General features: G+C 67.3%; 28 protein-coding genes, 4 tRNA genes and 1 pseudogene. 10 read left to right on the top strand and 23 right to left on the bottom strand.

Annotation, left to right across the window (positions count from 1 at the left end):
- Nucleotides 1-17: 17 nt before the first annotated feature.
- The 9 genes from KXC42_RS03670 to KXC42_RS03630 all read right to left on the bottom strand — a co-directional run bounded on the left by KXC42_RS03670 (nucleotide 18) and on the right by KXC42_RS03630 (nucleotide 8,929).
- Nucleotides 18-1,595, bottom strand: coding sequence for a GMC oxidoreductase (locus KXC42_RS03670; protein ID WP_219129941.1), 1,578 nt, complete (start codon nucleotides 1,593-1,595; stop codon nucleotides 18-20).
- A gap of 22 nt (nucleotides 1,596-1,617) precedes the next feature.
- On the bottom strand, nucleotides 1,618-2,877 hold the full coding sequence (locus tag KXC42_RS03665; RefSeq protein WP_006551753.1) for a hypothetical protein: 1,260 nt from the start codon (nucleotides 2,875-2,877) through the stop codon (nucleotides 1,618-1,620).
- Nucleotides 2,871-3,422, bottom strand: a complete 552-nt coding sequence (locus KXC42_RS03660) for a nuclear transport factor 2 family protein (protein ID WP_219129940.1) — start codon at nucleotides 3,420-3,422, stop codon at nucleotides 2,871-2,873. Before KXC42_RS03660 ends, KXC42_RS03665 begins: the two co-directional genes overlap by 7 nt.
- Nucleotides 3,423-3,437: 15 nt before the next feature.
- Entirely contained in the window at nucleotides 3,438-3,632 is a 195-nt protein-coding gene (locus KXC42_RS03655) for a ferredoxin (protein WP_006551755.1), read from the bottom strand.
- 7 nt (nucleotides 3,633-3,639) lie between these two features.
- A complete protein-coding gene (locus KXC42_RS03650; protein ID WP_219129939.1) occupies nucleotides 3,640-5,028 on the bottom strand; it encodes a cytochrome P450 in 1,389 nt (462 codons plus the stop codon).
- Entirely contained in the window at nucleotides 5,025-5,810 is a 786-nt protein-coding gene (locus KXC42_RS03645) for an SDR family oxidoreductase (RefSeq protein ID WP_006551757.1), read from the bottom strand. The genes KXC42_RS03650 and KXC42_RS03645 overlap by 4 nt, the downstream gene beginning before the upstream one ends.
- A complete protein-coding gene (locus KXC42_RS03640; protein ID WP_219129938.1) occupies nucleotides 5,803-6,990 on the bottom strand; it encodes a cytochrome P450 in 1,188 nt (395 codons plus the stop codon). The genes KXC42_RS03645 and KXC42_RS03640 overlap by 8 nt, the downstream gene beginning before the upstream one ends.
- Before the next feature lie 75 nt (nucleotides 6,991-7,065).
- The gene (locus KXC42_RS03635) at nucleotides 7,066-7,626 is read right to left on the bottom strand and encodes a TetR/AcrR family transcriptional regulator (protein ID WP_016693012.1); all 561 of its coding nucleotides are present in this window, start codon (nucleotides 7,624-7,626) and stop codon (nucleotides 7,066-7,068) included.
- A gap of 76 nt (nucleotides 7,627-7,702) precedes the next feature.
- Nucleotides 7,703-8,929, bottom strand: coding sequence for a cytochrome P450 (locus KXC42_RS03630; protein ID WP_219129937.1), 1,227 nt, complete (start codon nucleotides 8,927-8,929; stop codon nucleotides 7,703-7,705).
- Nucleotides 8,930-9,016: 87 nt separating this feature from the next.
- On the opposite strand from KXC42_RS03630, the gene KXC42_RS03625 reads away from it, so the two are divergent.
- The 7 genes and pseudogenes from KXC42_RS03625 to KXC42_RS03595 form a co-directional block, all read left to right on the top strand.
- A complete protein-coding gene (locus KXC42_RS03625) occupies nucleotides 9,017-9,613 on the top strand; it encodes a TetR/AcrR family transcriptional regulator (RefSeq protein ID WP_219129936.1) in 597 nt (198 codons plus the stop codon).
- 46 nt (nucleotides 9,614-9,659) lie between these two features.
- Nucleotides 9,660-10,490, top strand: a complete 831-nt coding sequence (locus tag KXC42_RS03620) for an oxygenase MpaB family protein (protein ID WP_219129935.1) — start codon at nucleotides 9,660-9,662, stop codon at nucleotides 10,488-10,490.
- Between the two features lie 160 nt (nucleotides 10,491-10,650).
- Complete coding sequence (locus KXC42_RS03615) at nucleotides 10,651-12,120, top strand: aldehyde dehydrogenase (protein ID WP_219129934.1); 1,470 nt, start codon at nucleotides 10,651-10,653, stop codon at nucleotides 12,118-12,120.
- Between the two features lie 26 nt (nucleotides 12,121-12,146).
- Nucleotides 12,147-12,896, top strand: coding sequence for an SDR family oxidoreductase (locus tag KXC42_RS03610; RefSeq protein WP_219129933.1), 750 nt, complete (start codon nucleotides 12,147-12,149; stop codon nucleotides 12,894-12,896).
- Nucleotides 12,893-13,792 carry an NAD(P)-dependent oxidoreductase gene (locus KXC42_RS03605; RefSeq protein WP_219129932.1) on the top strand — a complete coding sequence of 300 codons (900 nt, stop codon included), beginning with the start codon at nucleotides 12,893-12,895 and terminating at the stop codon, nucleotides 13,790-13,792. Before KXC42_RS03610 ends, KXC42_RS03605 begins: the two co-directional genes overlap by 4 nt.
- Nucleotides 13,789-14,157: a carboxymuconolactone decarboxylase family protein gene (locus KXC42_RS03600; protein ID WP_016693004.1), complete on the top strand. Its 369-nt coding sequence runs from the start codon at nucleotides 13,789-13,791 to the stop codon at nucleotides 14,155-14,157. The genes KXC42_RS03605 and KXC42_RS03600 overlap by 4 nt, the downstream gene beginning before the upstream one ends.
- Nucleotides 14,067-14,726, top strand: a pseudogene (locus KXC42_RS03595) (LLM class flavin-dependent oxidoreductase); the annotation flags it as partial. The gene KXC42_RS03600 and the pseudogene KXC42_RS03595, both read left to right, overlap by 91 nt.
- A gap of 118 nt (nucleotides 14,727-14,844) precedes the next feature.
- On the opposite strand, the gene KXC42_RS03590 reads toward KXC42_RS03595, so the two are convergent.
- Nucleotides 14,845-15,204 carry an Rv2640c family ArsR-like transcriptional regulator gene (locus KXC42_RS03590; RefSeq protein WP_006551768.1) on the bottom strand — a complete coding sequence of 120 codons (360 nt, stop codon included), beginning with the start codon at nucleotides 15,202-15,204 and terminating at the stop codon, nucleotides 14,845-14,847.
- Between the two features lie 97 nt (nucleotides 15,205-15,301).
- Between KXC42_RS03590 and KXC42_RS03585 the strand changes: the two genes are divergently transcribed.
- Nucleotides 15,302-15,793, top strand: coding sequence for an ArsI/CadI family heavy metal resistance metalloenzyme (locus KXC42_RS03585; protein WP_033096961.1), 492 nt, complete (start codon nucleotides 15,302-15,304; stop codon nucleotides 15,791-15,793).
- Nucleotides 15,794-15,845: 52 nt separating this feature from the next.
- Here KXC42_RS03585 and KXC42_RS03580 read toward each other — a convergent pair whose 3' ends face one another.
- From KXC42_RS03580 to KXC42_RS03560, 5 genes are read right to left on the bottom strand one after another with little or no spacing between them, the layout of a single operon-like run.
- The gene (locus KXC42_RS03580; RefSeq protein WP_217580170.1) at nucleotides 15,846-16,253 is read right to left on the bottom strand and encodes a low molecular weight phosphatase family protein; all 408 of its coding nucleotides are present in this window, start codon (nucleotides 16,251-16,253) and stop codon (nucleotides 15,846-15,848) included.
- Between the two features lie 13 nt (nucleotides 16,254-16,266).
- Nucleotides 16,267-17,328: an ArsO family NAD(P)H-dependent flavin-containing monooxygenase gene (locus KXC42_RS03575; protein WP_006551771.1), complete on the bottom strand. Its 1,062-nt coding sequence runs from the start codon at nucleotides 17,326-17,328 to the stop codon at nucleotides 16,267-16,269.
- A gap of 14 nt (nucleotides 17,329-17,342) precedes the next feature.
- On the bottom strand, nucleotides 17,343-17,756 hold the full coding sequence (locus tag KXC42_RS03570; protein WP_200359439.1) for an arsenate reductase ArsC: 414 nt from the start codon (nucleotides 17,754-17,756) through the stop codon (nucleotides 17,343-17,345).
- A gap of 3 nt (nucleotides 17,757-17,759) precedes the next feature.
- On the bottom strand, nucleotides 17,760-18,857 hold the full coding sequence (gene arsB, locus KXC42_RS03565) for an ACR3 family arsenite efflux transporter (RefSeq protein ID WP_019290010.1): 1,098 nt from the start codon (nucleotides 18,855-18,857) through the stop codon (nucleotides 17,760-17,762).
- Nucleotides 18,854-19,252 (bottom strand): helix-turn-helix transcriptional regulator, encoded by a 399-nt coding sequence (locus KXC42_RS03560; RefSeq protein ID WP_033096821.1) that lies wholly within the window; start codon nucleotides 19,250-19,252, stop codon nucleotides 18,854-18,856. Before KXC42_RS03560 ends, arsB begins: the two co-directional genes overlap by 4 nt.
- A 792-nt stretch (nucleotides 19,253-20,044) precedes the next feature.
- On the opposite strand from KXC42_RS03560, the gene KXC42_RS03555 reads away from it, so the two are divergent.
- Nucleotides 20,045-20,278, top strand: a complete 234-nt coding sequence (locus tag KXC42_RS03555; protein WP_219129931.1) for a hypothetical protein — start codon at nucleotides 20,045-20,047, stop codon at nucleotides 20,276-20,278.
- Entirely contained in the window at nucleotides 20,253-20,915 is a 663-nt protein-coding gene (locus KXC42_RS03550; protein WP_219129930.1) for a class I SAM-dependent methyltransferase, read from the top strand. Before KXC42_RS03555 ends, KXC42_RS03550 begins: the two co-directional genes overlap by 26 nt.
- Before the next feature lies 1 nt (nucleotide 20,916).
- On the opposite strand, the gene KXC42_RS03545 is transcribed toward KXC42_RS03550, so the two are convergent.
- The 8 genes from KXC42_RS03545 to KXC42_RS03510 form a co-directional block, all read right to left on the bottom strand.
- A complete protein-coding gene (locus tag KXC42_RS03545; protein WP_041803549.1) occupies nucleotides 20,917-22,008 on the bottom strand; it encodes a prenyltransferase in 1,092 nt (363 codons plus the stop codon).
- The gene (locus KXC42_RS03540) at nucleotides 21,995-22,726 is read right to left on the bottom strand and encodes a class I SAM-dependent methyltransferase (RefSeq protein ID WP_024103028.1); all 732 of its coding nucleotides are present in this window, start codon (nucleotides 22,724-22,726) and stop codon (nucleotides 21,995-21,997) included. Before KXC42_RS03540 ends, KXC42_RS03545 begins: the two co-directional genes overlap by 14 nt.
- A complete protein-coding gene (locus tag KXC42_RS03535; protein ID WP_024103027.1) occupies nucleotides 22,720-23,958 on the bottom strand; it encodes a glycosyltransferase family 4 protein in 1,239 nt (412 codons plus the stop codon). The genes KXC42_RS03540 and KXC42_RS03535 overlap by 7 nt, the downstream gene beginning before the upstream one ends.
- Nucleotides 23,959-24,182: 224 nt before the next feature.
- Nucleotides 24,183-24,256: transfer RNA gene (locus tag KXC42_RS03530), tRNA-Asp, on the bottom strand.
- An 85-nt stretch (nucleotides 24,257-24,341) separates the two neighbouring features.
- A tRNA-Phe gene (locus KXC42_RS03525) sits at nucleotides 24,342-24,418 on the bottom strand.
- A gap of 39 nt (nucleotides 24,419-24,457) precedes the next feature.
- A tRNA-Asp gene (locus KXC42_RS03520) sits at nucleotides 24,458-24,531 on the bottom strand.
- Between the two features lie 54 nt (nucleotides 24,532-24,585).
- Nucleotides 24,586-24,658: transfer RNA gene (locus KXC42_RS03515), tRNA-Glu, on the bottom strand.
- A 100-nt stretch (nucleotides 24,659-24,758) separates the two neighbouring features.
- On the bottom strand, nucleotides 24,759-25,418 hold the full coding sequence (locus KXC42_RS03510) for a TetR/AcrR family transcriptional regulator (RefSeq protein ID WP_006551782.1): 660 nt from the start codon (nucleotides 25,416-25,418) through the stop codon (nucleotides 24,759-24,761).
- Nucleotides 25,419-25,651 lie beyond the last annotated feature (233 nt).

Genomic DNA, 25,651 nt, shown 5'->3' with positions numbered 1-25,651 from the left:
CGGAACCACCCGTCAGGTCAGAACACGCGATCCAGGTCGCGTGAGACGATCCGATCGGCGCCGTACTCGGCGAGTGCCGCGATCGTCATCGACGGATTGCACGCCCCGGTCGATCCCGGGATCTTCGCGCCGTCCACCACATACAGGCCGGGCTGGCCGTGCACGCGACCGGCGTCGTCGCACACCGCCCCGAACGGCGCACCCCCGAGCGGATGGAAGGTGTTGATGTCGACGGCGTTGACGTCGATGACGATCGAGGCCGGTCCCGCGATCCGCCGGATGCGGGCCTCGATCGCGCGGGTGAGTTCCCGGTCGTAGGCCTGATCCCAGTTCAGGACCGCATCGTCGCGGCCGGCGTCGTAGTGCCAGACTCCTCGGCCGTCGACGATCCCCAGACCGATCATCGTGGTCGTTCCCACATCGACGGGGAACGGCACCGGGCCGGTGACGATCATCAACGGTCCGGCGGGATCGGTGTAGTCGCGCATACCCACACAGGCGGGGCCGCCCTGATGGTCGCCGGGGCTGACGAGCGGACTCGTCACGGCGAACACTCGGTCGCCGTTGTTGCCCCATCCCGTTCCGACGCCGTCGGGAAGATCGGGGACGAACCCCTTCGCCTTCGCCTTCACGAGGAGACGGGTCGTGCCGGCCGATCCGGCACCGAGGAACAGCGACTGTGCGAGGATCCGCTTGCGTTCGAGAACCTTCCCATCCGTGTGGATCCGGTCGACGTGCACGATCCAGGTGCCGTCCGGAGCGCGCTCGATGTCGCCGACCCGATGCAGCGGCGCGACCGTGACGTGCCCCGTGCGTTCGGCTTCGGCGAGATAGGTGACGTCGACCGAGAACTTACCGCCGTTGTTGACTCCGTAGATGACGTCGCCCGTCGTGTAGGACGGTTTCAGTTCCCCGGTCAGCTCCCGTCGCGCGAAGTCCCAGTCGATGCACATCGGCACCCTGAACGTGTCGTAGCCCTCCGAGCCTGCACGGTCCAGGAACTGTCGTGAGGACCGGTACCGATCGTGGTCGAGCAGATCGTCCGGGATGGTCGCGACCTGTAGCATCCGCGCCACCCGCCGGTAGTGGTCGGAGGCCAGCAGGTCGTAGTCGATACGCGAGGACACCGAATCGGAGAATCGCTGCCCGTCGGGCTGCACGGTCATGCCGTGATAGGCCAGCGAACTCCCGCCGACCCCCGCGCCGCACATGACGTCCATGCCGTTCCCCGGAACCCGTTCGATGAGCCCGGTGAACGGTTCGGTCGGGATCGGCGGAGTACCGGTCATCACCGGGGCGGACGACAACCACGACATCCGCCGGTCCGGTTGCAGCATGTGAGGGAACGTCTCGGCATTCGGTCCCGTGGGCCAGCGGATGCCCCGTTCGAGGACCAGGGTCTGCACACCGGCCCGGCCGAGATGCAACGCGGTGATCGCACCGCCGAATCCGCTGCCCACGACGACCGCCCGATGGCGCTCCTCGGTGACCTCGGCGCGTGCGCGTGGGATCGGGGACAACGACAACGCGGCAACGGCCGCACCGCCGACGACGGTTCCCCGCAGGAAGGTACGGCGGGACAGCGCAATATTCACGAAGGGCTCTCCTGGAGCGTAGTCAGACAACCGTGAGCGGGAGTGGGATTCCCCGATCTTCGAAGACGAAGGACGAACCCGTGCTGAAGCGCGTGATGGCGACCTCGTCGCACTCGTTCGCCGGGGATTCGGCACGGAACACCTCGACGACGAGAGCCTCTTCGGTCGCGGAGACCAGGCGGGTGGTGAAGTGCGGGTCCACACCGCGCACCAGAGCGTCGAGCGGACCGAGGTGTTCGGGGTCGATCAAGGTGGGCCAGGACCCGTCGTCGAAGGCGCCACCTCGCCGGTTGATCCGGAGACCCAGCGCGTCGTCGTCGAAACAGATCACCCGATCGACATACCGGTCCGGTGCCAGCATCGGGTGTACGTCGAGCACCGCGGACAGGCCGGCGAACGAGCGCGGCAATCCCAGCGCGGTACGGATGCGCTCGGACGTGATGCCGGCGATACCCGTGAGCTGCTTGCGGGTCAGCTCGATCGCGGACTGCTCGTCGGTTCGCTTGCGCACACTCATGAGGAAGCCCAGAGCGAGCAGGTGATGCTGCAGGCACACCTCCTCGGCGATGCGTACCAGGGCCGACTTCGAGAACTCGTCGAACCGGAGGTCTGCGAGGAGGGGACCCGAATAGTCGTGTCTCCCTTCGCCGTCGCGGTCGATCGGGCTCAGCTCGAGTGCCACGGCCGCGGACCGGCCGAGCGCTTCGGTGTGAGGTGCGACAGCCGGTGGTTCGTACGAGGGGTCGATGGTGACCGTCCACGCGCAGTGCGGGTGCCGATCGGCCGGCGCGCGGGGCGGCCGATGGATCGGCCGCACCCGGGCGTGCGGATTGGTGGCGAGCGCGGTGGCGTCGAAGGTCGGGTCCTCGATGTCGTGGCACATCGCGGTCACGTAGGCGTCGCCGAGGGGCTCGACGTCCATCAGCGCCCCGCAATGGTCGAGCGAGAACTCGCCGTGGTCGCGGTCGTCGACGCGATAGCGGAAGTCCATGAACTGCGGGGGCGCCCCGATATCGAGTTGCATGCCCTTGAAGATGGTGACGACGTCGTCGCCCTCGAACTTCAGGGCACGCTGCATGCGGCGCGTGTACCACGGCGACGACGCCTGCCATTCCTCGATGGCCACCTCCGCCATGCCCTCCCGACCGAACGCCGAGATCAGATGCGCCATCCCCGAACGGTCGATGAGCTGACCGCACAGCAACAGTTCGGGGACGAGCGCGGCGAGGTCGGTGCGGGAGAGCGCGGCGAACGATCCGCCGGTGTCCACGCCGGTCACCACAACGGAACCGGCGACTCGCCGATCCGGTACCAGCCGGGAAGACGCTTCTTCCCCGTCGATCGCTCGATCCGCTTCTGCATGCCGTCGGACAGCGCATCCGCCGTGATCATCTCGAGGAACAGGTGCGAGACGTTGCCGAAGTCGAAGAAGTCGCGCTGCCACGACCACTGGAAGTTGCCGCCGTACCGGAACCAGCTCCCGCCGATGCCGTGCACGGAGTAGTGCTCGCCGTTCTCGCGGGTCGCGTCGGCGATCTGCTTCCAGAACCCGATCACGTCGCCGGAGCGTTCGTCGACGACGAACTGCTGGTAGGGATACTGCCAGCCTTCGAGCCCGTCCATCTCCTGGCCCAATGCGAGGTCGCGGATCTCCTCGCGGCCCACGGCCATGAACTCGTCCTTCGGACCGTAGTTCCAGCCGTAGGTGGCGTCCTCGGTGTACAGGTCGGCCAAAGGCTTCCAGTCGCCTTCGGCCTCGGCGCGTTTGTTGGCGTCGACCCAGCGGGTGATCATCTCGTCGAGCTCGGCACGATCGAACGTGGCCATCCTGTCTCCTGGTCCTCAGTCTTCGACGATGCGAAGGGCTTGGGTGGGGCAGTACTTCACAGCTGCTCGTACGTCGGCGTGCATCTCCTCCGGCACGGGGTCGAGGAGGATCTCCACCTCACCCCGTTTGGCGACCGTGAAGGCGTCCGGGGCTTCCATCGAGCACATCGCGTGTCCTTGACACAGATCGAGATCTGCTTCGATCCTCATCCGAACCTCACTCCTGCGTTGCCGTGCCGGTGCCGGACGCCGCGCGGGTGCGACGCCGGTACCGCACAGCACACGGCTGTTCGAGCTGGACCACCATCTTCGAGTGATCGTTGCGGTAGGTCTCGGGCGGCTGGGACAGTTCGAACTCGAAGTCGCGCAGCAGAACCGAGAATATCGCCTTCAGCTGCATGAGCGCGAACGCCGCTCCCACACAGCGGTGCCGGCCCGCCCCGAACGGGATCCAGGTCCACCGGTTGACGATGTCCTCCTGGTTCGGGTCGATGTAGCGGCCGGGATCGAAGGCGTCGGGATCCGGGAAGTCCTCCGGGATCCGGTTGGAGATCGCCGGTGTCGCACCCACGAGATCGCCCTCCGAGATCCGGTATCCGGCGACCTCGAAGTCGTCGCGCGCGACCCGAAGAAGCAGGATCAGCGGCGGGTGCAGGCGCAGCGTCTCCTTGAGCACCGCCTCGAGTACCGGGATCTGCCGCAGTGCATGGAAGCTCACGCTCTCGCCGTCGGAGTACAGGACGTCGAGTTCTGCCGTGACCTGCTGCATGTACTCGGGGTTGCGCAGCAGTTCGATGAGCGCCCAGGCCGCCGTGCCGGAGGTGGTGTGGTGGCCGGCGAACATCATCGAGATGAAGATGCCGGTGATCTCGTCGGCGCTGAACCGCTCCTTGCCGTCCTCGTCCTTGATCGAGACGAGGACGTCGAGCATGTCGCGGTCCTCCTTGCCCTGCGGCGGGTTCGCGATGCGTCCGTCCATGATCTCCTGCACGAGCTCCACAAGCCCGCGGCGGGCCTCGTCGCGTCGCCGGAAACTCTCGATCGGCGCGTAGGGATCGACGAATGCCAGTGCGTCGGTGCCCTTCTCGAGGTCGTGGTAGAGGTGGGCGAACCGTCCGTCGAGCTGGTCGCGGAACTTCTTGCCGATCAGGCAGGCCGACGACGTGTAGATGGTCAGCTCGGCGAAGAATTCGAGCAGGTCGATCTCGCCTTCGTCGCCCCACCGGGCGACCATGTCCTGCACTTCGCGGTCGATGGTCGCCGCGTGACCGCGCATCTGTTCGCCGCGCAGCGCCGAATTGTGCAGCATCTCCTTGCGGCGTTCGGGGCTGGCGTCGAAGACGACACCCTCACCGAAGACCGGCTTCATGAACGGATAGGCGGCCTGCTGATCGAGATCCTCGTCCGCGGCACGGAAGAAGAACTCGTTGGCCTCCGCACCGGAGAGGAGTACGACCTTCTTGTCGGCGAGCTGGAAGACCCCGACGTCGCCGCACTCCTCGCGCACCCGGCGCATGAGCGCAATGGGATCGGTGCGCAGTTCCTCGAGGTGGCCGTGTTCGTGTTCGCCGCCGGACACACGCCGGGGCTCGACGAGTGTGGTCATGGATTGTCCTTCCGCAGGGGTGCTTCGGGTTGAACCTCGATGAGCACGATGTGGGCGCCGCGGGGGGCCGAGACGACCGAGAGCGCGGCCGCGGCGATGTCGGATGCGCGAAGGAAGTAGGGGTGTCGGGCGAAACCCCATGTGCCCCAGTCTTCGAGCATCGGTTCGAGCACCTCCGCCGGCGCGGTCATGCCGGCACCGGTCTGCGTCGGTCCGGGGCGCACGACCGACGCGCGGACACCCGTACCCTCGAGTTCCATCCGCATCTCGCGGACGAGCGCTTCGAGGCCGGTCTTGGCGGCGTTGTAGGCACCCATCCAGGGCCGGGGAAGCACGGCACAGTCGGATCCGATCACGACGAAGTCGCCGCGCTTGCGTTCGATCATGCCGGGGAGCACGCGATGGGCCAGGCGTTGGGTGCCCATCAGGTGCACGTTGACCTGGAAGGCGAACCGGTCGGGGTCCATCTCGTGAGGCAGCGCGAAATCCATGTCGCCCGCTCCCGAGACGACGATCTCCGCGGCGCCGAGAGCCTCTTCCGCTGCGGTGACGAACTCGTCGACGGATTCGGTGGACGACACGTCGAGGAAGTGGGCGAAGGCCTCGCCGCCCTCACCGCGGATCTTCTCCGCGATCGCCGCGCACTCCTCCACGCGGCGCGCCCCGAGCGCGACGGGGTGCCCGGCCTCGGCGAGCGCGTAGGCGGTGGCGGTACCGATTCCGGAGGAGGCTCCGGCGACCAGCGCGGGACGGCGTTCGGGATGGGGTTCGAATCTAGGCATGTCGTTCGGTGACCTCTACAGGAAGGGCCGCGAAGCCTCGGACATTGGTGGAATGGACACGTTCGCAGCGGTCCTCGTCGATCTCGTAGTCGGCGACGCGCCGGGCGAACTGTTCGAGCGCGATGTTCGCCTCGAGGCGGGCCAGATGTGCACCGAGGCAGAAATGCACTCCCCCACCGAAACTGGCGATCTTCTGGGAGCTGTCGCGTCCGATGCGGAAGTCGTCGGCGGTGTCGAATACGTCGGAATCGCGGTTGGCGGATCCGATGAGCAGCAGCACCTTGTCGCCGGACCGGATGGTGGCGTCGTGCAGTTCGATATCGGCGACGGCGGTGCGGGCGACGATCTGGCTCGAGGTGTCGTAGCGGAGGGTCTCCTCCACCCACTGCGGTGCGCGAGCCGGATCGCGGAGGACCTGCGCCACCTCGGATTTGTTGTGCGCGCCCCAGTAGAGGGCGTTACCGAGGAGTTTCGTGGTGGTCTCGTTGCCCGCGACCACCATGAGGAACATGAACCCGATGATCTCGTCGTCGGTGAGCCGGTCGCCGTCGATCTCGGCTGCCAGCAACGCCGACGTGAGGTCGGAGGTCTCCTTCTTCCGGCGTTCGGCGAGCATGTCGGCGTAGTAGCCGACGAGGTGCAGCGATGCCTCCATCGCGGCGACCGGCACGTCGAGCACGCCCTCCTCGCGGTGGACGACGAGGTCGGCCAGACGGCGGATCTCGCTGCGGTCGGATTCGGGCACGCCCATGAGTTCGGAGATCACGTCCATGGGCAGCTTGCCTGCGAACTCCGAGATCCAGTCGAATTCCCCTGCTTCTGCAGCGGGTTCGAGATAGCGCATGGTCAGTTCGAGGATGCGTTCCTCGAGGTCGGCGACGCGCCGCGGAGTGAATCCCTTGGAGACGAGCCGGCGCATGCGCATGTGGCGCGGGTCGTCCATCGCGAGGAAGGACATCACCTTGTGGGCGTTGGGCCCGTAGGCGGACGGATCGAGCGAGACACCGTTCGCACTCGAGAGCCGCGTGTTGTCGCGGAAGGCCGCGACGACGTCGGCGTGACGGGACAGGGCCCAGAACTCGAGGTCGGGGTTGTGGTAGACCGGCGCCTCTTCACGGAGGCGGCGGTAGGTGGGATACGGATCTTCGTGGAAGGCGTAGTCGTACGGGTTGAAGATCACGGGGCCGAGCGTCGGTGGATCGGGCGAAGCGGGCCCTGCGTGCGACGCGGAGCCCGGGGATGCCTGGATCATGGCTCACTCCAATAGAAGTCGGGCGGATGTCTCCAGCCTGTCGGCGAGTTTCTCGTAGGTGCCGTAGCCCATGCCGGCCCGGACCAGCGCGCCGGCGTAGAGCAGTTCGAGTGCTTCGAGTTCGTCGGGATCGGAGTCGGCGCCGAGCGCTGCCGAGATCCGGTGACGGATGTCGAGTCCGATGCGCGCACGCAGGTGTTCGACATCGGGGTCGTGACCGAGCAGTGCACTGGTGACGGCGGCGGCGAGTTCCGGTTCGTCGGCCAGCAACAGCGCGATTCCCCGCAGCACCGCGACCACCCGATCGGCACGGCTCGTGCTCTCGGCGTCGGCCGTGGGAGCGTTGGCCAAGCGACGCCAGAACACCTCGGCGACGAGGTGTTCCTTCGACGAGAAGTAGGTGTAGGCGGTGGCCGGGGCGACACCGGCGCGGGCGGCGACCATACGCACCGTCAACCCCGTGAATCCCTCCTCGCGGAGCACCTCGACCGCGGCCTGCGTGAGCCTCGCAACCGTGTCGGCCTGCTTCTCGGTCAGGCGGCGACGGGTCGATTCGAGATTCACGTTTCTGGACACGTGTCTGGACATTACTACGGTTGGAGGGGGTCGGCAATGCCCGCAGCGCGTTCATTCGGCGAATTCAGCGCTCTCGGGGGTGGATACGGACGGGCATGGACTTGATGCCGTTGATGAAATTCGATCGCAACCGCCGCGGTTCACCCGCCGGCTCGACCCGGTCGATCCGGGCGGCGAGGGTCTCGAACATGATCCGCAGTTCGAGTCGCGCCAGATGTGCCCCGAGGCAGAAGTGCACACCCGTCCCACCGAAGGCGACGTGCGGATTGTGCTCGCGCCCGATGTCGAAGACGTGCGCGTCGTCGAATACCTCCTCGTCGCGGTTCGCGCTCGGGTAGTAGACGATCACCTTGTCGCCCCGTTCGACCTGCTGGTCGCCGATCGCGGCCGGACAGGTGGGCGTGCGGCGGAAGCCGACCACGGGCGTGACCCAGCGCAGGATCTCCTCCACGGCGCTGTCGATCAGACCGGGATCGTCCTGCAGCCGGCGCCATTGTTCGGGATGATCGACGAAGGCCTGCATCCCGCCCGAGATCGCGTTGCGCGTCGTCTCGTTGCCCGCGATGACGAGCAGGACGAAGAACATGTCGAACTCCATCTCGGAGAGCGTGTCGCCGTTCTCGTCGGGACACACCAGCTTCGAGACGATGTCGTCGCGCGGTTCGATGCGTCGTTGCGCGGCGATCTCGTTGGCGTACAGGAAGATCTCGGCGGCGGCGAGCTCGCCGTCCTCCTGGGTGGTGCCGTATTCGGGGTCGTCCCAGCCGATCATGCGGTTCGACCAGTCATAGAGCTTGCCGACGTCCTCGGCCGGTGCGCCGAGCAGCGCTGCGATCACCTCCAGCGGCAGTGGTGCCGAGATCGCCGGGACGAAGTCGATCACCGTGCCGTCGCGTGCGGCCTCGATCGCGGCGTCGACGGTGCGTTCGCACGTCCGCCGGATGCGCTCCTCGAGCGTCTTCACCATGCGCGGGGTGAAGCCACGGCTCACGAGTTGCCGAAGGCGGGTGTGCTCCGGCGGATCGAGGTTGAGCAGCATGGACGCCTGTTTCAGGCGTGTCTCCTCGTCGAAATCGTCGATCTGGGTGGTCCCGAGGGCCGAGGAGAAAGTCGTGCTGTCGCGGGAGACCGCGATGACGTCGGCGTGCCGGGTGACGGCCCAGAAGCCCGCGCCGCCCTCCTCGGGTTGGCGGTGGACCGGACAGGTGCGCCGGAGTTCGGAGAAGTAGTCGTGCGGGACCCCCTGGGCGAAGACGTCGGGGTTCTTGAGATCTGTAGGTGAAGTCGTCATGAAGCCGCTCTCGTGGGATTGTACGAATGGCATTCGTTTACAAACTACTCACATTCGTTTGGAATGGAAGCCCCTTAGACTGCTTTCATGGCAGACGACAACTCCCGACCCGTGCGTCGGCGGACACTGACCCGCGACAAGGTCGTCGCAGCCGCGCTCGGGATCGTCGACGAGCTGGGATGGGAACAGCTCACGATGAGCACCCTCTCGTCGCGCTTGGGAATCGTCACGGCCTCGCTGTACAACCACGTCCGCAATCTCGACGATGTGCGGGCGACCGTGCAGATCCGCGCGATGAGCGATCTCGGAGCGCATCTGCGGGAGGTCGCGATGGGCCGCAGCAGCGTCGACGGGTTGCGCGCGCTGATCGACGCCCACCACATCTGGGCCGTCGAACATCCCCGCCGCTACGAAGCATTGACCACTGCACCGGTCGATCGCGACGGTCTGCTCGCCGCCGCACTGGACGCCAACGTCGCTCTGCGAACGATGCTCGCATCCTGCGGCGTTCCGGAGGAGGAGACGCTCGAGGCCGCGGTCGGCATGTTCGCCGCCCTGCACGGTTTCGCGGTTCTCCAGAGCAGCGGCTTCCTGGGCGACGAGCTCGATCTCGACCGCATCTACGAAGCGGTCGTGCGCGGAGTTCTGGCCGGCGCCTCCCTCGACCCCACGAAGACACGCTAGAGTGGCACGCATCAACTGAACACGTCCGTCTTCAGATGGAGGGGTCATGCGGACGATCGACACTCTCGGCGATCTCGTCTCACCGCTCGGTGGCACGATCAACGCCGCCAACGTCATCATGCAGCTCGCCCATCCCGGCGTCGGCCAGGGCGTCGTCGACAGCACGGTCGATACCGGCCGCGCCGATCTCCATCCGGTCAAGCGGGCCCGCACGACCGGCACCTATCTGGCGGTCGCGGTGTTCGGTAACGACGCCGACCGCGATTTCGTCCGCGAGTCGGTGCGGAAGATCCACGCGCGGGTCACGTCGTCACCCGGCGCGGAGGTCCGCTACAGCGCCAACTCCCCCGCCCTGCAGTTGTGGGTAGCGGTCTGCCTGCTCGAGTACTTCATCGACCAGCACGAATTCCTGTACGGCCCGCTCACCGAGGAGCAGTACGCCCGCATCCTTCGCGACGGCGCAACCCTCGCGACGACACTGAACGTCCGACCGGAGTCGTGGCCCACGACCCGCGAGGAGTACGAGGAACTGTGGAAGGCCGGCGTCACCGACATCTCCATGAACGAGCAGGTGCGCGAGTACCTCACCGAACTCTGCAATCTCGCGTTCCTCGAGGTGCGTCTCGGACGACTGGGCCGCGGGATCCACCGGGTGCTCGGCAGGTCGTTCGAACTGATCACGCGCGGTGCGCTGCCGCCGGAGTTCCGCAACCTCATGCACTACCCGTGGACCGCCGACGACCAGCGGCGTTTCGACCGCTATCTCGTGGCGGTCCGGCGCCTGCACCGCGTCACGCCGTGGGCGTGGCCGTTGCTGTGGAAGGCATATCTGCTCGATCTGCGCACGCGGCGACACCTCGGACTGCGCGTGTTCTGACCGGAGACCACCGGACCCTCGTCGAGACCGGTGTTGTGTGCGAGATTCGTCGAATTCCTCGCACACGACACCGGTTTCGTCCGTTTCGGACGAACCGTTGCATTCGATCGCGTCGCCGAACTATAGTCCAGACACCTGTCCAGAACCGAGGGAACGTCTGATGACACTTCGCCCTACCGACAGCTCCACCCTTCTGATCGACGGCAAGCTCGTACCCGGCAGCGGAGGCACCTTCGCGATCACCGATCCGAGCACCGAAGAACTGCTCGGCCACGCGGCCAAGGGCACCGCCACCGACATGGACGCCGCGATCGCGGCCGCGCGTCGCGCCTTCGACGACACCGACTGGTCACGCGACCACGCCTTCCGGGCCCGCTGCCTCCGTCAGTTGCGCGACGCTCTGCGCGAGCACATCGAGGAACTGCGGGAGATCACCATCGCCGAGGTCGGCGCTCCCCGATTCCTCACGAGCGCCGCGCATCTCGAAGGCCCCATCGACGATCTGCTCTACTTCGCCGACCTCGCCGAAAGTTACGCGTGGACGCAGGATCTCGGCAACGCCTCCCCCATGGGTATCCCCACCCACCGCTATCTGCTCAAGGAGGCGGTCGGGGTCGTCGGCGCGATCACGCCGTGGAACTTCCCGCACCAGATCAACTTCGCCAAGCTCGGGCCCGCTCTCGCCGCCGGGAACACCGTGGTGCTCAAGCCCGCCCCAGACACCCCGTGGTGTGCGGCCCTGGTCGGGCGGATCGCGGCCGAGGAGACCGACATCCCGCCGGGAGTGCTGAACATCGTCACCTCGAGCGACCACAGGCTCGGCGCACAGCTGAGCGAGGATCCGCGCGTCGACCTGATCTCGTTCACCGGTTCCACCGCGACCGGCCGGGCCGTGATGCGCGCGGCCTCAGAGAACCTCAAGAAGGTCTTCCTCGAACTCGGCGGCAAGTCGGCGTTCATCGTCCTCGACGACGCCGACCTGCGCGGCGCCTGCTCGATGGCGGCCTTCACCGTGTGCACGCATGCCGGCCAGGGCTGCGCGATCACCACGCGTCTGCTCGTTCCCCGCGAACGGTACGACGAAGCGGTGGCCCTGACCGCGAAGTCCATGAGCGGCATCCGGCCCGGCGACCCGCGCGATCCCGGCACGGTGTGCGGGCCGCTCATCTCCGAGAAGCAGCGACAGCGGGTGGAGGGCTACATCCGCCTCGCCGTCGAGGAAGGCGGCACGATCGTCACCGGCGGCGGACGTCCCGCCGAACACGAGCGGGGATTCTTCGTCGAACCCACCCTCATCGCCGGCCTCGACAACTCCGCGCGTACAGCGCAGGAGGAGATCTTCGGCCCGGTGCTCGTGATCATCCCTCACGACGGCGACGACGACGCGATCCGCATCGCCAACGACTCCCCCTACGGCCTCTCGGGTTCGGTGTACGGCACCGATCCGGACCGCATCGCGCGGGTCGTCGCAGGTGTACGGACCGGCACGCTGGGCGTCAACGGCGGCATCTGGTACGCCGCCGACGCCCCGTTCGGGGGTTACAAGCAGTCCGGGATCGGCCGCGAGATGGGTGTGGCCGGTTTCGAGGAGTACCTGGAGACCAAGCTCGTCGCCGAACCCGCGAGCTGACCCGAACTTCCGAAAGGACTTTTCCGATGGCACGTTTCACCGGTCGCACCGCGATCGTCACCGGCGCCGCCCAGGGGATCGGCGAGGCGTACGCGCGTGCGCTCGCCGCCGAGGGCGCGAACGTAGTGGTCGCCGACCTCAACGCCGAACTCGGCGAGCAGGTCGCCAAACAGATCGTCGCCGACGGGGGCGTCGCGAGTTTCACCTCGGTCGATGTCTCCGACCCCGCCTCCGCCGAGGCGCTCGCCGCGTCGACCGTCGAGATCTACGGCGGCATCGACCACGTGGTCAACAATGCCGCCATCTACGGCGGCATGAAACTCGATCTGCTGCTGACGGTTCCGTGGGACTACTACAAGAAGTTCATGAGCGTGAACCTCGACGGCGCCCTCAACGTCACCCGCGCGGTGTGGCCGCACATGACGAAGAACGGCGGGTCGATCGTCAACCAGTCGTCGACGGCGGCCTGGCTGTACTCGGGTTTCTACGGGCTCGCGAAGGTCGGGATCAACGGTCTCACACAGCAACTCGCCGTCGAGCTCGGCGGGTCGAACATCCGCATCAACGCGATCGCCCCCGGCCCCATCGACACCGAGGCGACCCGCACCACCACCCCCGCGAACATGGTCGCCGATATGGTGAAGCAGTTGCCGCTCAAGCGCATGGGCACTCCCGACGATCTCGTCGGCATGTGCCTGTTCCTGCTCTCCGACGAGGCCGCCTGGGTCACGGGGCAGATCTTCAACGTCGACGGCGGGCAGGTGATCCGCTCGTGACCGGCTCCGCGATCGGCCGGGTCGGTTACATCGGGCTGGGCAACATGGGGGCACCGATGGCCGAGCGGCTGCTCACCCGACCCGGCGGCCTCACCGTGCTCGACGTGGTGCCCGAAGCGATGAGCCCGTTCACCGACAAGGGTGCCGCCGCGGCGTCGAGCCCGGCGGAGTTGGCCGCCGGCTGCGATCTCGTGTGCGTGACCGTCCTCGACGACGCCCAGGTCCGCGACGTCGTGACCGGTCCGGACGGACTGCTCGCGACGGCCCGGCCCGGCACGGTCGTCGCGGTGCACTCGACGATCTCCGACACCACCGCCGTCGACCTCGCCGCGAAGTGCGCCGAGAAGGGAGTCGACTTCGTCGACGCACCCGTCAGTGGTGGCGCCGGCGGTGCGAAGAACGGCACTCTCGCCGTGATGGTCGGCGCGACCGACGACGGCTTCGCCAAGATCGAAGAACCGTTCGGCACCTTCGCGTCGCTGGTCGTGCACGCGGGTCCCGTCGGGGCGGGAACCCGGATGAAGCTCGCCCGCAACCTGCTCCACTTCATCGCGTTCACCGCGGCGACGGAGGCACAGCGACTCGCCGAGACCGCGGGCATCGACATCACCGAGCTCGGCAAGGTCGTCCGGCACACCGACGCGATCACCGGCGGCGCCGGTTCGATCATGTGGCGCGACACCACATCTCCCCTCGCGGAGGACGACTCCTGGTTCCCGATCTTCTCGCGCGTGCGCGCCCTGGGCGAGAAGGATCTCGCGCTGGCACTGGACCTCGGCGATCGCCTCGGAGTCGACCTGCCGCTCGGCGCCCGGGCGCTGTCCGAACTCGGCCCCGGGCTCGGAGTCGGCACGGGAGAGATCGCACGGACCCGTTCCCGGAAGGAGCACGCATGACCGACGAGACCCGCCGCCGCGGCCTGGAGATGATGTCCAAGGTCTACGGCTGGGAGATGCAGGACGGTCCCGGCGAGCACTTCGCCGTCACCGCCGACCACCTGTTCGCGAACATCTGGACCCGGCCCGGACTGACCATTCGCGATCGGCGACTGCTGTTGCTCGGGGCACTCACCGCGCAGGGGGCCCCCGACATCGCCGAGATCCAGATCGAGGCGGCGCTGAAGAACGACGAACTCGACGAGCAGCAGCTCCGTGAGATCGCCCTGTTCCTGTGCCACTACGTGGGCTGGCCGCTGGGCTCGAAGCTCGACAACGCAGTGGGCAGCGTGCTGCAGCGACGGAAGGCGGCGGCCCGCTCGTGAGCATCCCCGGCGGGTCCGCACCGGAGCCGGACTGTCCGGAACTCGGGTTCTACGGCCTCGCCGGGCACACCGACGACCCGAGGGCACTGCTCGACGAGATCGCCGTCGCCGAACGCATCGGTCTCGGCTCGGTCTTCCTGTCGGAACGGTTCGACACCAAGGACGCGGCAGCGCTCGCCGGTGCGGCAGCCGCGACGAGCCGCACGCTCGGGATCGGCACCGCGGCGACCAATCCGCACACCCGCCATCCCCTCGTCACGGCGACGATGGCGACCACCCTGCACCGGTTGAGCCGCGGCCGCTACGCCCTCGGGCTCGGCCGCGGCTTCGACGTGCTGTTCGATCTCATGGGGCTGCCTCGCGTGACGTCGGCGCGGCTCAAGGACACCGTCGATCTGCTCCGGACGCTGTGGCGCGGTGACGCGGTCGTCGACCGGCACGGCCCAGCCGGCGACTTCCCGTATCTGCGACGCACCGCCGAGGACGTCGACCGCATCCCGATCCTCATGGTCGCGCTCGGCGAGCGCACGCTCGACCTGGCGGGACGCGTGGCCGACGCCGTCGTCCTGCACACAGTCTTCACCGGACCAGCGACCCAACCAAGGCCGCTGCGCGCCCAACCCCCGATTTTCTGCTCGATGTACGTCCTTCCGGGCCATATGGCAGGTAATCGACACCACGTCGGGATCAGCGACAACAGTTCGGGTCCAGCACCATCCGCAGGGCTTCGAGAGACTCGGCGCGAGGGCGGTAGAAGACGTTCATCCCGCGGCGTTCGGATACGACCATGCCGGCCTTGCGCAGTTGCCCGAGGTGGTGACTGACGGTGGATTCGGTCAGGTCGACGCCGGTGGCGAGATCGCAGGTGCACACTTCGCCGTCGTCGGCGGTGAGCAGGATCGACATGAGCTTGATGCGGACCGGGTCCGCCAGCGCCTTCAGCCGCAGGGCGAGTTCGAGAGCTGCGTTGTCGCTCATCGGCGCGGCCGAAACCGGTTCGCAGCAGATCGGGGCGCTGACGTCGATCACAGGCAGAGCTTTCGGCATGGTTCGAGCTTATCCACTTACTTGACATATGTCGAAAAGGTGGCGCATCCTGTACCCGTCCAGAGTTTCGACATATGTCACACAAGTGGAGGATGTCATGTCCCGCGCACAACTCGCCCTCAACGTCGACGACCTGCAAGAAGCGGTCGCCTTCTACTCGAAGCTGTTCGGCACCGAACCGGCCAAGGTCAAGCCGGGCTACGCGAACTTCGCGATCGCCGAGCCGCCGCTCAAGCTCGTGCTGCTGGAGAACCCCGGCAAGGGCGGCACCATCAACCACCTGGGCGTGGAGGTGGAATCGAGCGAGAAGGTCCATGCCGAGATTGCCCGCCTGACCGGCGAAGGGCTGTTCACCGATGAGGAGATCGGCACCACCTGCTGCTTCGCTACCCAGGACAAGGTGTGGGTCACCGGGCCGGCCGGGGAGAAGTGGGAGGTCTACACCGTCCTCGCCGATTCGGAGACCTTCGGCTCGAGCCCACAGCACCTCGACGATTCGGCCGCCACCGAGGGCGGCGTGTGCTGCGGCACCGCCGCCGCCCCGACCGAGGACAAGCAGGAGGCGCCAGCCGCACCGTCCTGCTGCTGAACAACACCCCTCGATGTCGGCCACCGGATTCGGATGGCCGACATCGGTGTCTTCAGCGACGGAGCCGGTCGGCGAGGTCGGTGACACGAGCGGCGATGTCGTCGCGGACCAGCCGCATCCGTTCGATGCCGTCGATGCCGCGCTCGGACGGCTCGTCGGTGTCCCAGTTCTCGAACTGTGTCCCGGGCACCGGATCGAGACGGGCTTCGCGGCCGAGGGTGACCACGAGATCGACGTCCCGAACCAGCTGGGGGTCGACCAGTGTCGGAGTCTCGCCCGCGATGTCGACACCGACTTCGAGGAGCACTTCGGCCGCCAGGGCATTGATACTGGTGCCGGGCTTCGTACCGGCGGAGTGCACCGCGACGGTGTCGCCGGCGGCGGCCCGCATCAGGCCGGCGGCCATCTGGGATTTTCCGCCGTTCTTCACACAGACGAACAGCACCGAGGGTGTGCTCACGGTCGAGGTCCTTTCACGCAGGTCGGGTGTCGAGGTCGAGGTCGAGGTCGGCGACAGCGGCCTTGGCGGTGCGGCCGACGCCGAGGAGGGTGGCCGAACCGGGTCCGGTCCAGTCGCCGTAGCCGAGCAGGTGCAGGCGCGGTTCCTTGAGTGCGCGGGTGCCGGCGACCGGCACCGTGCCGGTGTGATCGCGCAGCCGCAACGGGCGCAGGTGTGCGAGGGCGGGCCGAAATCCCGTCGCCCACACCACGACATCAGCCCGCTGGTGACGCTCACCCCAGGCGATGCCGTCGACGGTGAGCCGATCGAACATCGGCAGCGCGGTCAAGACGCCGCGCTCACGGGCGGCAAGCACCTCCGGGACCATCACGATGTCCCCCAGGGCGGCGATGCCGCCGGGATCAGTCCGTCCGGCAGCCAGGGCCACTGCACGGCGGGAGGCGAGCTCGAACAAGGCCCGGCCGTCGACGCCATCCGGCAGGAACCGCGGGGGCCGGTTGGTGACCCAGATGGTTCTCGCGGTGGTGGAGATCTCGGCGACGAGTTGAGCCGCGGAGTTGCCACCCCCGACCACTACGACGTCCGAGCCGGTGAACTCGGCCGCGCTACGGTAGTCGACGGTGTGCAACTGCCGCCCGGTGAACACATTTATGCCCGGATAGCTCGGCAGAAACGGTCGCTGCCAGGTACCGGTGGCGCTGATCACCCGCCGCGCCCGCCACTGCCCGCGGTCGGTGTCAACCAGCAGATCAGGGCCGTCGCGGCGTACCGCCTGCACCCGCACCGGCCGCTCGATCGGCAGGCCGTAACGGGTTTCGTAGGCGGTGAGATAGTCGACGACATGCCGTGCCGGCGGGAATCCGTCCGGCCAGCGGGGCATCGGCCACCCGGGCAGGGACGCGAATTCCGCCGGGGAGAACAGATGCAGCGAGGACCACATGTGCGGCCACGCCCCACCCGGCCGTTCCTGGTCGTCGAGGATCACGAAGCGGTGCCCCGCCCGGCGCAGATAGTAGCCGGCAGCCAGACCCGCCTGCCCACCGCCGATCACCACGACATCGACGTTCGTCGTCATCGGAGAGCCTCGCGTCAGCGCGGGGTGGGCGGGGCGGTCAGCTCGGCGATGAGGGCTTCGACCTTGGCGCGGATCTCATCGCGGATCGGACGCACCGCCTCGAGGCCCTGCCCAGCCGGGTCGTCGACCACCCAGTCGCGGTAGGACTTGCCGGGAAAGACCGGGCAGGTGTCCCCGCAGCCCATCGTGATCACCACATCCGATGCCTGCACCGCCTCGGTGGTGAGGATCTTCGGGTTCTCGGTCGAGATATCGATGCCGACCTCGGCCATCGCCGCGAACGCGGCCGGGTTCACCTGCTCGGCCGGGGCGCTGCCGGCCGAACGCACCTCGATCCGGTCCCCGGCCAGAGCGGTGAGGAACCCGGCGGCCATCTGCGAGCGGCCGGCGTTGTGGACACAGACGAACAACACACTCGGTGTGCTCACGGATCAGACCTTTCGTGGCGCCGGCACCTGCGCCGACTCGTGACGGGTGAAGCGCTTCCGTAGGGCGAGGGAGACGTAGACCAGGGCGACCAGGACGGGAACCTCGATGAGCGGTCCGACCACCCCGGCCAGGGCCTGCCCGGAGGTCACGCCGAAGGTGCCGATCGCCACGGCGATGGCGAGCTCGAAGTTGTTACCCGCCGCGGTGAACGCGAGGGTGGTGGTGCGTTCGTAGCCGAGGCCGATCGCGGCGCCGAACAGGTATCCGCCGACCCACATGATCGCGAAGTACGCCAGCAGCGGCAGCGCGATCCTCACCACGTCCAGCGGGCGGGAGGTGATCTGCTCGCCCTGCAAGGCGAACAGGATCACGATGGTGAACAGCAACCCGTACAGGGCCCACGGTCCGATCTTCGGCAGGAAGGTGTCCTCGTACCAGGTGCGGCCCTTGGCCTTCTCGCCGAAGTGTCGGGTGAGGAACCCTGCGACCAGGGGAATGCCGAGGAAGATCAGCACCGATTTGGCGATCTGCCATGGCGATACGTCCAGGGCGGCCTGTTCGAGGCCGAGCCAGCCGGGGAGCACCGACAGGTAGAACCAGCCGAGCACGGCGAACATGATCACCTGGAACACCGAGTTGATCGCCACCAGCACCGCCGCGGCTTCCCGGTCGCCGCAGGCGAGGTCGTTCCAGATGATGACCATGGCGATGCACCGGGCGAGACCGACGATGATCAGGCCGGTGCGGTACTCGGGCAGATCCGGCAGCATCAGCCAGGCGAGTGCGAACATCAGTGCGGGTCCGAGGATCCAGTTGAGGATCAGCGACGAGACCAGCAGTTTGCGGTCGCCGGTGACGGTGTCGAGGCGGTCGTAGCGCACCTTCGCCAGCACCGGGTACATCATGATCAGCAGACCGAGGGCGATCGGCAGGGAGATGCCGTCGATCTCGATGAAACTCAACGCTTCACCCAGTCCGGGGATCAGGCGGCCGAGCAACAGACCCACCACGATGGCGGCGCCGATCCACACGGCCAGATACCGGTCGAGGGTTGACATCTTCCCGACGACAGCCGGGTGTTCGGTGTTCGTCGCGGTCATCGGGCCGACTCCACGGCATCGCTGGCCGGGGCACAGCCCGAACCCGGCAACACCCCTACCTCGGCGGAGAGCACGGCCGACAACTGCGCCAGGGCTGACGGGATCACCCGGTAGTACACCCAGGTGCCACGGCGTTCGCAGTCGAGCAGGCCGGCCTCGCGCAGCACCTTGAGGTGATGCGAGATGGTCGGCTGGGACAGGTCGAAGGCCGGGCTGATGTCGCAGACACAGCTTTCGCCGCCCTCATGGCTGGCGATCAGGCTGAGCAGCCGTAGGCGTACCGGGTCTCCGATCGCCTTGAACATCCGGGCCAGGTCTGCGGCCCAGTCCTCCGTCAGAGGTTCCCGTACCAGTGGTGCGCAGCAGAGGTCACCACTATCAGTTTGAATCGACACCCATCAATATTGACACTGATCGAATCAGCCGGCAAATCGTCTTGCCACATCCGGTCAGGGCAGAACCTCCTCCCACAGAACCTGACGGTTCACATTCCTAGGATCACCGCCCATGACAACCAGTACCCAGTTCACGCCTTCTCGTGAACGGCTCCTCGAGCTCATCGACGAACTGTGGAACGGATGGAATCGGTTCTTGAACCGAGACCCCAATCGTTGTGCCGACCGCGGGATACCGAACATCCACTGACCACAGCCGTGGTCATGGCCTATGAAACAGCGATCACCGCGCATTGGCTCGCCGAGGTGGGAGATTCGCGGTGATCTCCGTCAGTCCCCCGTACAACGAGTCCGGTGGCGGCGGCACGGCGTGTCCCGTCGTAGCCCGGTCGACAGATCGCATCTGGTCGGTCCTCGCGACCGTCGACGAGTCGACGCCCGAGGATCTTTCGTTCGCGGAAGCTGACCGGACGGCTCGCGACCTACCTGCAGGGCTGTGGTGACGTGCTCGTGCGTGCGAACAGCTGGGATCCTCAGGTACTGCACCGTTTCAGGGACGACGCGCAGGTCCGTGCTCATTCCGGACCGATCGACGCGGCGCCCACCGAAACGGCGCCAAGCCCACCGAGCTCGCCCCGGTCGCCACCGCGTGGCGGACGACCCGCGACCCCGAGCGTTTCGCACCTCTACCCGCAAACCCCGGCCGGAGCGCACGATGACCGATCTGTAGTTGTCGGTGGACGACCTGACTCCCGAACGACTCTCGGCCGTGCTCAGTGGCACGGTACGCACGTGCAGGTCGAGCGGATCGGAACGGGCCGGATCGCCACGAGGACCGAGCGCGGCGACCGCACGTTCGCGGTGATGGTCGAGCGGTCGTGCACTGCGATCCGCGATCTCGACAGTCTCACCGTCGTGTCCGAGAGCATCGGACGCCGCGACCGGTCGGTAGGGTGCTCGGGATACACCGCATCACGCGAGAAGAACGGAGATCCATCCGATGTCCCGCACCACCCTGCCCCGTGAGGCGATCGAACTCGCTGAGGTGACACCGGGTTTCATGCCCCAGGACGAGGGAACCGCACTGCACGAGGCTGCGGTGCAGTATCTCGGTGACGGCGTCGGCGTCGAGATCGGCACCTACTGCGGCCGCTCGACCGTGTATCTCGGCGCTGCGGCCAAGGCGACCGGCGGCACCATCGTCACCGTCGACCACCACCACGGTTCGGAGGAGCATCAGCCCGGCTGGGATTACCACGATCCGTCGCTGGTCGACCCGCACACCGGCCGCCTCGACACGGTCGGCGCACTGCGGCACACTCTCGCCGACGGCGACCTCGAATCGCATGTCGTCGCGGTGGTCGGCAATTCTCCTGTGGTGGCGTCGTTCTGGCGCACCCCCGCCTCGTTCGTGTTCATCGACGGCGGACACAGCAGCGAGGCGGCCCGGGCGGACTACGACGGCTGGGCGAGATGGGTGCGCATCGGCGGCGCCCTGATCATCCACGACGTCTTCCCCGACCCGAAGGACGGCGGCCGGCCTCCGTACGAGATCTACTGTCTCGCACTGGAGAGCGGGGAGTTCCTCGAGAAGTCGGTGACGTCCTCGCTGCGGGTTCTCCAACGCACCGCCGGCACGGTCGGATCACGGCCCGGCAGCTGAACTACCGGACGAGCACCGGGCAACGCTCGGTGCAGCGGTCGGCGCCCACCTGGTCGGCGGGTGCCGCCGCATCCCGGAAGATCGCGTTTCCTCCCGTCGTGCGCGAGAGCGCGTCGGCGGCGAGGATCACCGCTGCGCTGGTCCAGGAACTGACCTCCACCGGCCAGCGCTTGCCGTCGGCGTAGACCAGACCGGTCCAGTACGAACCGTCCGGGTCGCGCAGATGCTGCATGGCCGCGAACAATTCGCGGGCACGCCCGGCGTGTCCGAGTGCGTCGAGCGCCAGGACCAGTTCGCACGTCTCGGCTCCGGTGACCCACGGACGATGGTCGACGCACCGGATCCCGAGACCGTCGACGACGAAATCCGACCAGCGTTCGCGGATCCGTTCGTGCGCATCGGTGCCGCGCACCGCTCCCCCGAGGATCGGGTAGTACCAGTCCATCGAGTACTCGGGCTTGGGCGTGAACGCCTCGGGATGCCGACGCAGAGCGTGGCCGAGACGGATCAGCGCGACCTCCCATTCGGGTTGCGCCTCACCGATCAGATCGGCGATCCGCAGACCGCACCACAGGCTCTGGTGGATACTCGAACAGCCTGTGAGCAGCGCTTCGTCGAACATCCCGCCGTCGCCTCGCGCCCAGGAGATCTGGCCGCCCGGCAACTGCATGTCGACCACGAGGTCGAGCGCTGCCCGCACCGTCGGCCACATGTGCTCGACGAACCCGCGATCACCCGTCACGAGATGGTGGTGCCATACGCCAACGGCGATGTAGGCCGTGAAATTGCTGTCGGTGTCGTGGTTCTCGACGATGTCGCCCCGGAACTGGATGGGCCACGACCCGTCGGCGCGCTGCGTCCGCCGCGACCACTCGAAGGCGGCGTCCGCCTCTTCGCGTAAACCGATGACGGTCAACGCCATCGCGGATTCGATGTGATCCCACGGGTCGATGTGCCCACCGGGGAACCACGGGACGGCGCCCGAGGGCTCCTGCATCCGCGCGATGGCCCGGCCCGTCGCCAGGCTCTGTTCCGGCGACAGCACACCCGGCACCGACGGCACCGTCACGCGCGCGGATTCACCGCGCCGCACCGGCGTTTCCCGGCTTCTCGAGGTAGAACACGACACTCTTCCCGATGACGGGATCGAGGATCTTCTCGGCCGTGCGAGTGATCCACGGGGCCTTCATAAGATCCCAGACCAGCAGCCGGTGGTACGCCTTCGTCAGCGGATTGTCGTCGTTGTCGACGCCGACGGCGCACTTGAGCCACCAGTACGGTGCGTGCAGTGCGTGGGCGTGGTCGGTGCCCGAGACCGTCAGACCGGCTGAGGCGAGTTTCGCGGCGAGTTCGTCGGCCTTGTAGATGCGGATGTGCCCGCCCTCCACCTCGTGGTAGGCGTCCGACAGGGCCCAGCAGATCTTTTCCGGCAGCCAGCGCGGCACGGTCACGGCCGCGACACCACCGGGTTTGAGGACCCGGACGAGTTCGGCGATGGCCCGCTCGTCCTCCGGCACGTGCTCGAGCACCTCGGAGATGAGCACGAGATCGAAGGTCGCGTCGTCGTACGGCAGCGCGAGCGCGTCGCCGACCTCGGCCCGGGCCAGCGCACCCTCGGGGACCTCGCCTTCGAGTTCCATCGCGACGAACATGTCGGCGACGGCCTTCATGTCGTCGGCGTTCTGGTCGAAGGCGACGACATCCGCGCCGCGGCGGTACAGCTCGAAGGAGTGGCGCCCCGCGCCGGCCCCGATGTCGAGAGCGCGTATCCCCGGTACGACGCCCAGGCGGTCGAAGTCGACGGTCAGCATCCGTTCTTCCCCTCTCGATGCGCGGCGATCGCCTTGTCGTAGATCGCGGCGGTCTGCGCGGCCACGGCCGCCCAGCTGTAGCGTTCGAGCACACGCTCGCGGCCCTTCGTGCCGAGACGCCGACGCTCGGCCGGGTCGTCGAACAGGCCCGCGAGCCCTGCTGCAAGCTGTTCGGCGTCGCCCGGAGGCACCAGCCGACCGGCGTCCCCGACGACCTCGGGGATGGCCCCGGCGCGGCTCGCGACGAGCGGTGTTCCGCACGACATCGCCTCGATGGCCGGCAGCGAGAATCCCTCGTACAGCGACGGCACCGCCGCGATCTCGGCGGAGGCGAGCAGGTCGGCGAGTTCGGTGTCGTCGATCCCGGAGACGGTGCGCACGACGTCGCCGATCGCGAGTTCGTCGATGAGCTTCTCGGTGGCGCCGCCCGGGGCGAGCTTCGAGACGAGGACCAGTTCGATCTCGCGTTCGGTGCGCAGCTTCGCGACCGCCTCGAGCAGGGTGGGAACACCCTTGAGCGGGGCGTCGGCGCTCGCGACGCAGACGATCCGACCGGGAACTCGCTCGTCCTTCCGCGGCGCGAACACCTCCGTGTTCACGCCGAGTGGGATCGTGTGGATGCGTTCGGATTCGATCCCGAAGGCGGTGCGGATGTCGTCGGCCGAGTTCTCCGACACCGTGAGCAGCGTGGGAATCTGCTGGGCCACCTTCTCCTGCATGCGCAGGAATCCGTACCAGCGCCGGAGCGTGACCTTACGGCTGAGGGTGGTCGCGGAGGCGAGATCGAGTTCGCGGTCGCGGGTGATCGGATGGTGGATCGTCGCGACGAGAGGAAGGTCCTCGGCGATGCGCAGCAAGCCGGACGCGAGCGACTGGTTGTCGTGCACGACGTCGAAGTCGCCGAGGCGGTCGCGCAGCAGTCGTGCGGCGCGCAGACCGAAGGTGCGTGGTTCGGGGAAACCGGCGGTCCACATGGTGGCGACCTCGAGGACGTCGATCCAGTCGCGGTATTCACCCAGCTTCGGGGTGCGGAACGGATCGTCGTCGCGGTAGAGATCGAGACTGGGCACCTTCGTGAGCGTCACGCCGGGGTCGAGCTCGGGGTACGGCTGCCCGGAGAACACCTCGACGGTGTGCCCCTGGGCGACGAGTTCGCGACTGAGATGGCGGACGTAGACCCCCTGACCCCCACAATGCGGCTTGCTCCGGTACGACAACAGAGCTACGCGCACATTCCACCTCGGGGTTCGCTCGGAGGGCCAGGTCACTCGGACAGATGTCCACTAGTTGTGTAGGGCACACACTAGAACATGTTTTGTGTCCTCACGATAGCGAGCCGGACCGCACCCGGTGCGGATCGGCGGTACGAGTGGGACCACGACGCAGACACCGGACCGCGAACAGGTGACGACGACGAAGCCCCGGTATCGATGTGATGCCGGGGCTTCGCCTGGAGCGACCCTGACGGGACTCGAACCCGCGACCTCCGCCGTGACAGGGCGGCGCGCTAACCAACTGCGCCACAGGGCCATGAGGAACCGGAGTTCCCACAGCTCGACCCACCGCAACCGGTGGGTCGAAGATATGAAATTGATGGTTGTTCGCCGGACAACCGTGGTGGCCAGGGCCGGGATCGAACCGGCGACCTTCCGCTTTTCAGGCGGACGCTCGTACCAACTGAGCTACCTGGCCGGACGGCACCCGAACCGAATGCCGATCGAAACTCTGGAGCGACCCTGACGGGACTCGAACCCGCGACCTCCGCCGTGACAGGGCGGCGCGCTAACCAACTGCGCCACAGGGCCATATATATTCACTTCTCACACCAAGATACTGCACACTTCGACGAGGTCGAAGCGTACCCCCTACGGGATTCGAACCCGCGCTACCGCCTTGAAAGGGCGGCGTCCTAGGCCGCTAGACGAAGGGGGCCCGATCGGATTTCTCCGAACCGCACCCTCAACGGGTTTGGCGTTCCGTTGGGAGCTTGGACAGCTTATGCCACGGCATTCGCGAATCACAAATCAGCAGGTCAAGTGGCTGATTCGTCGTTGTTGGGCCTGCTCGGCCAGCCCTTCTCCCGCCACTGCGCGAGCCACTGCTCCGATGCCATCGCCTCGAGCGGCACCTCCACGCAGGCCTCGAAACGGGCGCGGACGTCGGTCTCCGGCGACGTGAGGTCGGCGAGATAGCGTTGACCGGCGAGTGACGACGCGATGGCCTCGACGAAACGCTGGAGGTCGACATCGGGCCGGAACAGGCCCTTCTCCTGCGCTTCGCGCGCCAGCTGGTAGCCGGCCCGCCCCCACAGGACGCTGCCGCGCAGCCTGACCTCCTCCGCGAACTCGGGTTCGGTGACCAGACGGAACTCCGCGGCGATGACCACGTCGTCGTGCAGAGCCGCACCGAGATCACCGACGAGACCGTGCAGCCGCTCGAAGGGGTCGAGATCGGGGACGTCCATCCACCTGCCGACGATGGCACGGTAGTGCTCGAGTCCTTCGTCGAGCACCGCCCGGGCCAGATCCTCCTTGGACGCGAAGTGAAAGTACATCGCACCCTTGGTGGCGTTCGACTGCTCGAGGATGGCGTTGATCGATGCTGCGGCGAAACCTCGCCGCGCGAATTCGGTGGCTGCCGATCGGACGATCGCAGCCCGCGTACGACGCGCACGCTCCTGTTGACGAGGCATGGGGAAATTCGGCCTTCCACGTTCCTGTGTTCCCCCACGAGACAACTCTAGTCTGCCCCCTCACAACCCCGCTTCCAGGCCGTGTTCCACCGGGTGAAATGTGAAACTCCACCCCCGACACCCGGGTTTCCACAGAACACACCGAGTGGTACGCTTTGTCCGGCTCGGGTGCGGAGCAGGGGGTGGGCACCCGAGCCTCTTTCCATTCGTCACGGGTGGCGTCCGCACCGCCG

The sequence above is a fragment of the Rhodococcus sp. LW-XY12 genome (assembly GCF_019317345.1).
Classification (GTDB): domain Bacteria; phylum Actinomycetota; class Actinomycetes; order Mycobacteriales; family Mycobacteriaceae; genus Rhodococcus; species Rhodococcus pyridinivorans.
Note: the sequence above shows the minus strand (reverse complement) of the source record. Positions and strands in the feature narration are given on the sequence as shown.

Excerpts from the sequence above, each read along its gene's own strand:
- KXC42_RS03610 (WP_219129933.1), top strand. The coding sequence starts at position 12,147 with ATGGCACGTTTCACCGGTCGCACCGCGATCGTCACCGGCGCCGCCCAG.
- KXC42_RS03575 (WP_006551771.1), bottom strand. The coding sequence starts at position 17,328 with ATGACGACGAACGTCGATGTCGTGGTGATCGGCGGTGGGCAGGCGGGT.
- KXC42_RS03620 (WP_219129935.1), top strand. The coding sequence starts at position 9,660 with ATGCGGACGATCGACACTCTCGGCGATCTCGTCTCACCGCTCGGTGGC.
- KXC42_RS03615 (WP_219129934.1), top strand. The coding sequence starts at position 10,651 with ATGACACTTCGCCCTACCGACAGCTCCACCCTTCTGATCGACGGCAAG.
- arsB (WP_019290010.1), bottom strand. The coding sequence starts at position 18,857 with ATGACCGCGACGAACACCGAACACCCGGCTGTCGTCGGGAAGATGTCA.
- KXC42_RS03655 (WP_006551755.1), bottom strand. The coding sequence starts at position 3,632 with ATGAGGATCGAAGCAGATCTCGATCTGTGTCAAGGACACGCGATGTGC.
- KXC42_RS03630 (WP_219129937.1), bottom strand. The coding sequence starts at position 8,929 with ATGACGACTTCACCTACAGATCTCAAGAACCCCGACGTCTTCGCCCAG.
- KXC42_RS03600 (WP_016693004.1), top strand. The coding sequence starts at position 13,789 with ATGACCGACGAGACCCGCCGCCGCGGCCTGGAGATGATGTCCAAGGTC.
- KXC42_RS03625 (WP_219129936.1), top strand. The coding sequence starts at position 9,017 with ATGGCAGACGACAACTCCCGACCCGTGCGTCGGCGGACACTGACCCGC.
- KXC42_RS03585 (WP_033096961.1), top strand. The coding sequence starts at position 15,302 with ATGTCCCGCGCACAACTCGCCCTCAACGTCGACGACCTGCAAGAAGCG.
- KXC42_RS03650 (WP_219129939.1), bottom strand. The coding sequence starts at position 5,028 with ATGACCACACTCGTCGAGCCCCGGCGTGTGTCCGGCGGCGAACACGAA.
- KXC42_RS03645 (WP_006551757.1), bottom strand. The coding sequence starts at position 5,810 with ATGCCTAGATTCGAACCCCATCCCGAACGCCGTCCCGCGCTGGTCGCC.
- KXC42_RS03510 (WP_006551782.1), bottom strand. The coding sequence starts at position 25,418 with ATGCCTCGTCAACAGGAGCGTGCGCGTCGTACGCGGGCTGCGATCGTC.
- KXC42_RS03540 (WP_024103028.1), bottom strand. The coding sequence starts at position 22,726 with ATGCTGACCGTCGACTTCGACCGCCTGGGCGTCGTACCGGGGATACGC.
- KXC42_RS03550 (WP_219129930.1), top strand. The coding sequence starts at position 20,253 with ATGTCCCGCACCACCCTGCCCCGTGAGGCGATCGAACTCGCTGAGGTG.
- KXC42_RS03660 (WP_219129940.1), bottom strand. The coding sequence starts at position 3,422 with ATGGCCACGTTCGATCGTGCCGAGCTCGACGAGATGATCACCCGCTGG.
- KXC42_RS03590 (WP_006551768.1), bottom strand. The coding sequence starts at position 15,204 with ATGCCGAAAGCTCTGCCTGTGATCGACGTCAGCGCCCCGATCTGCTGC.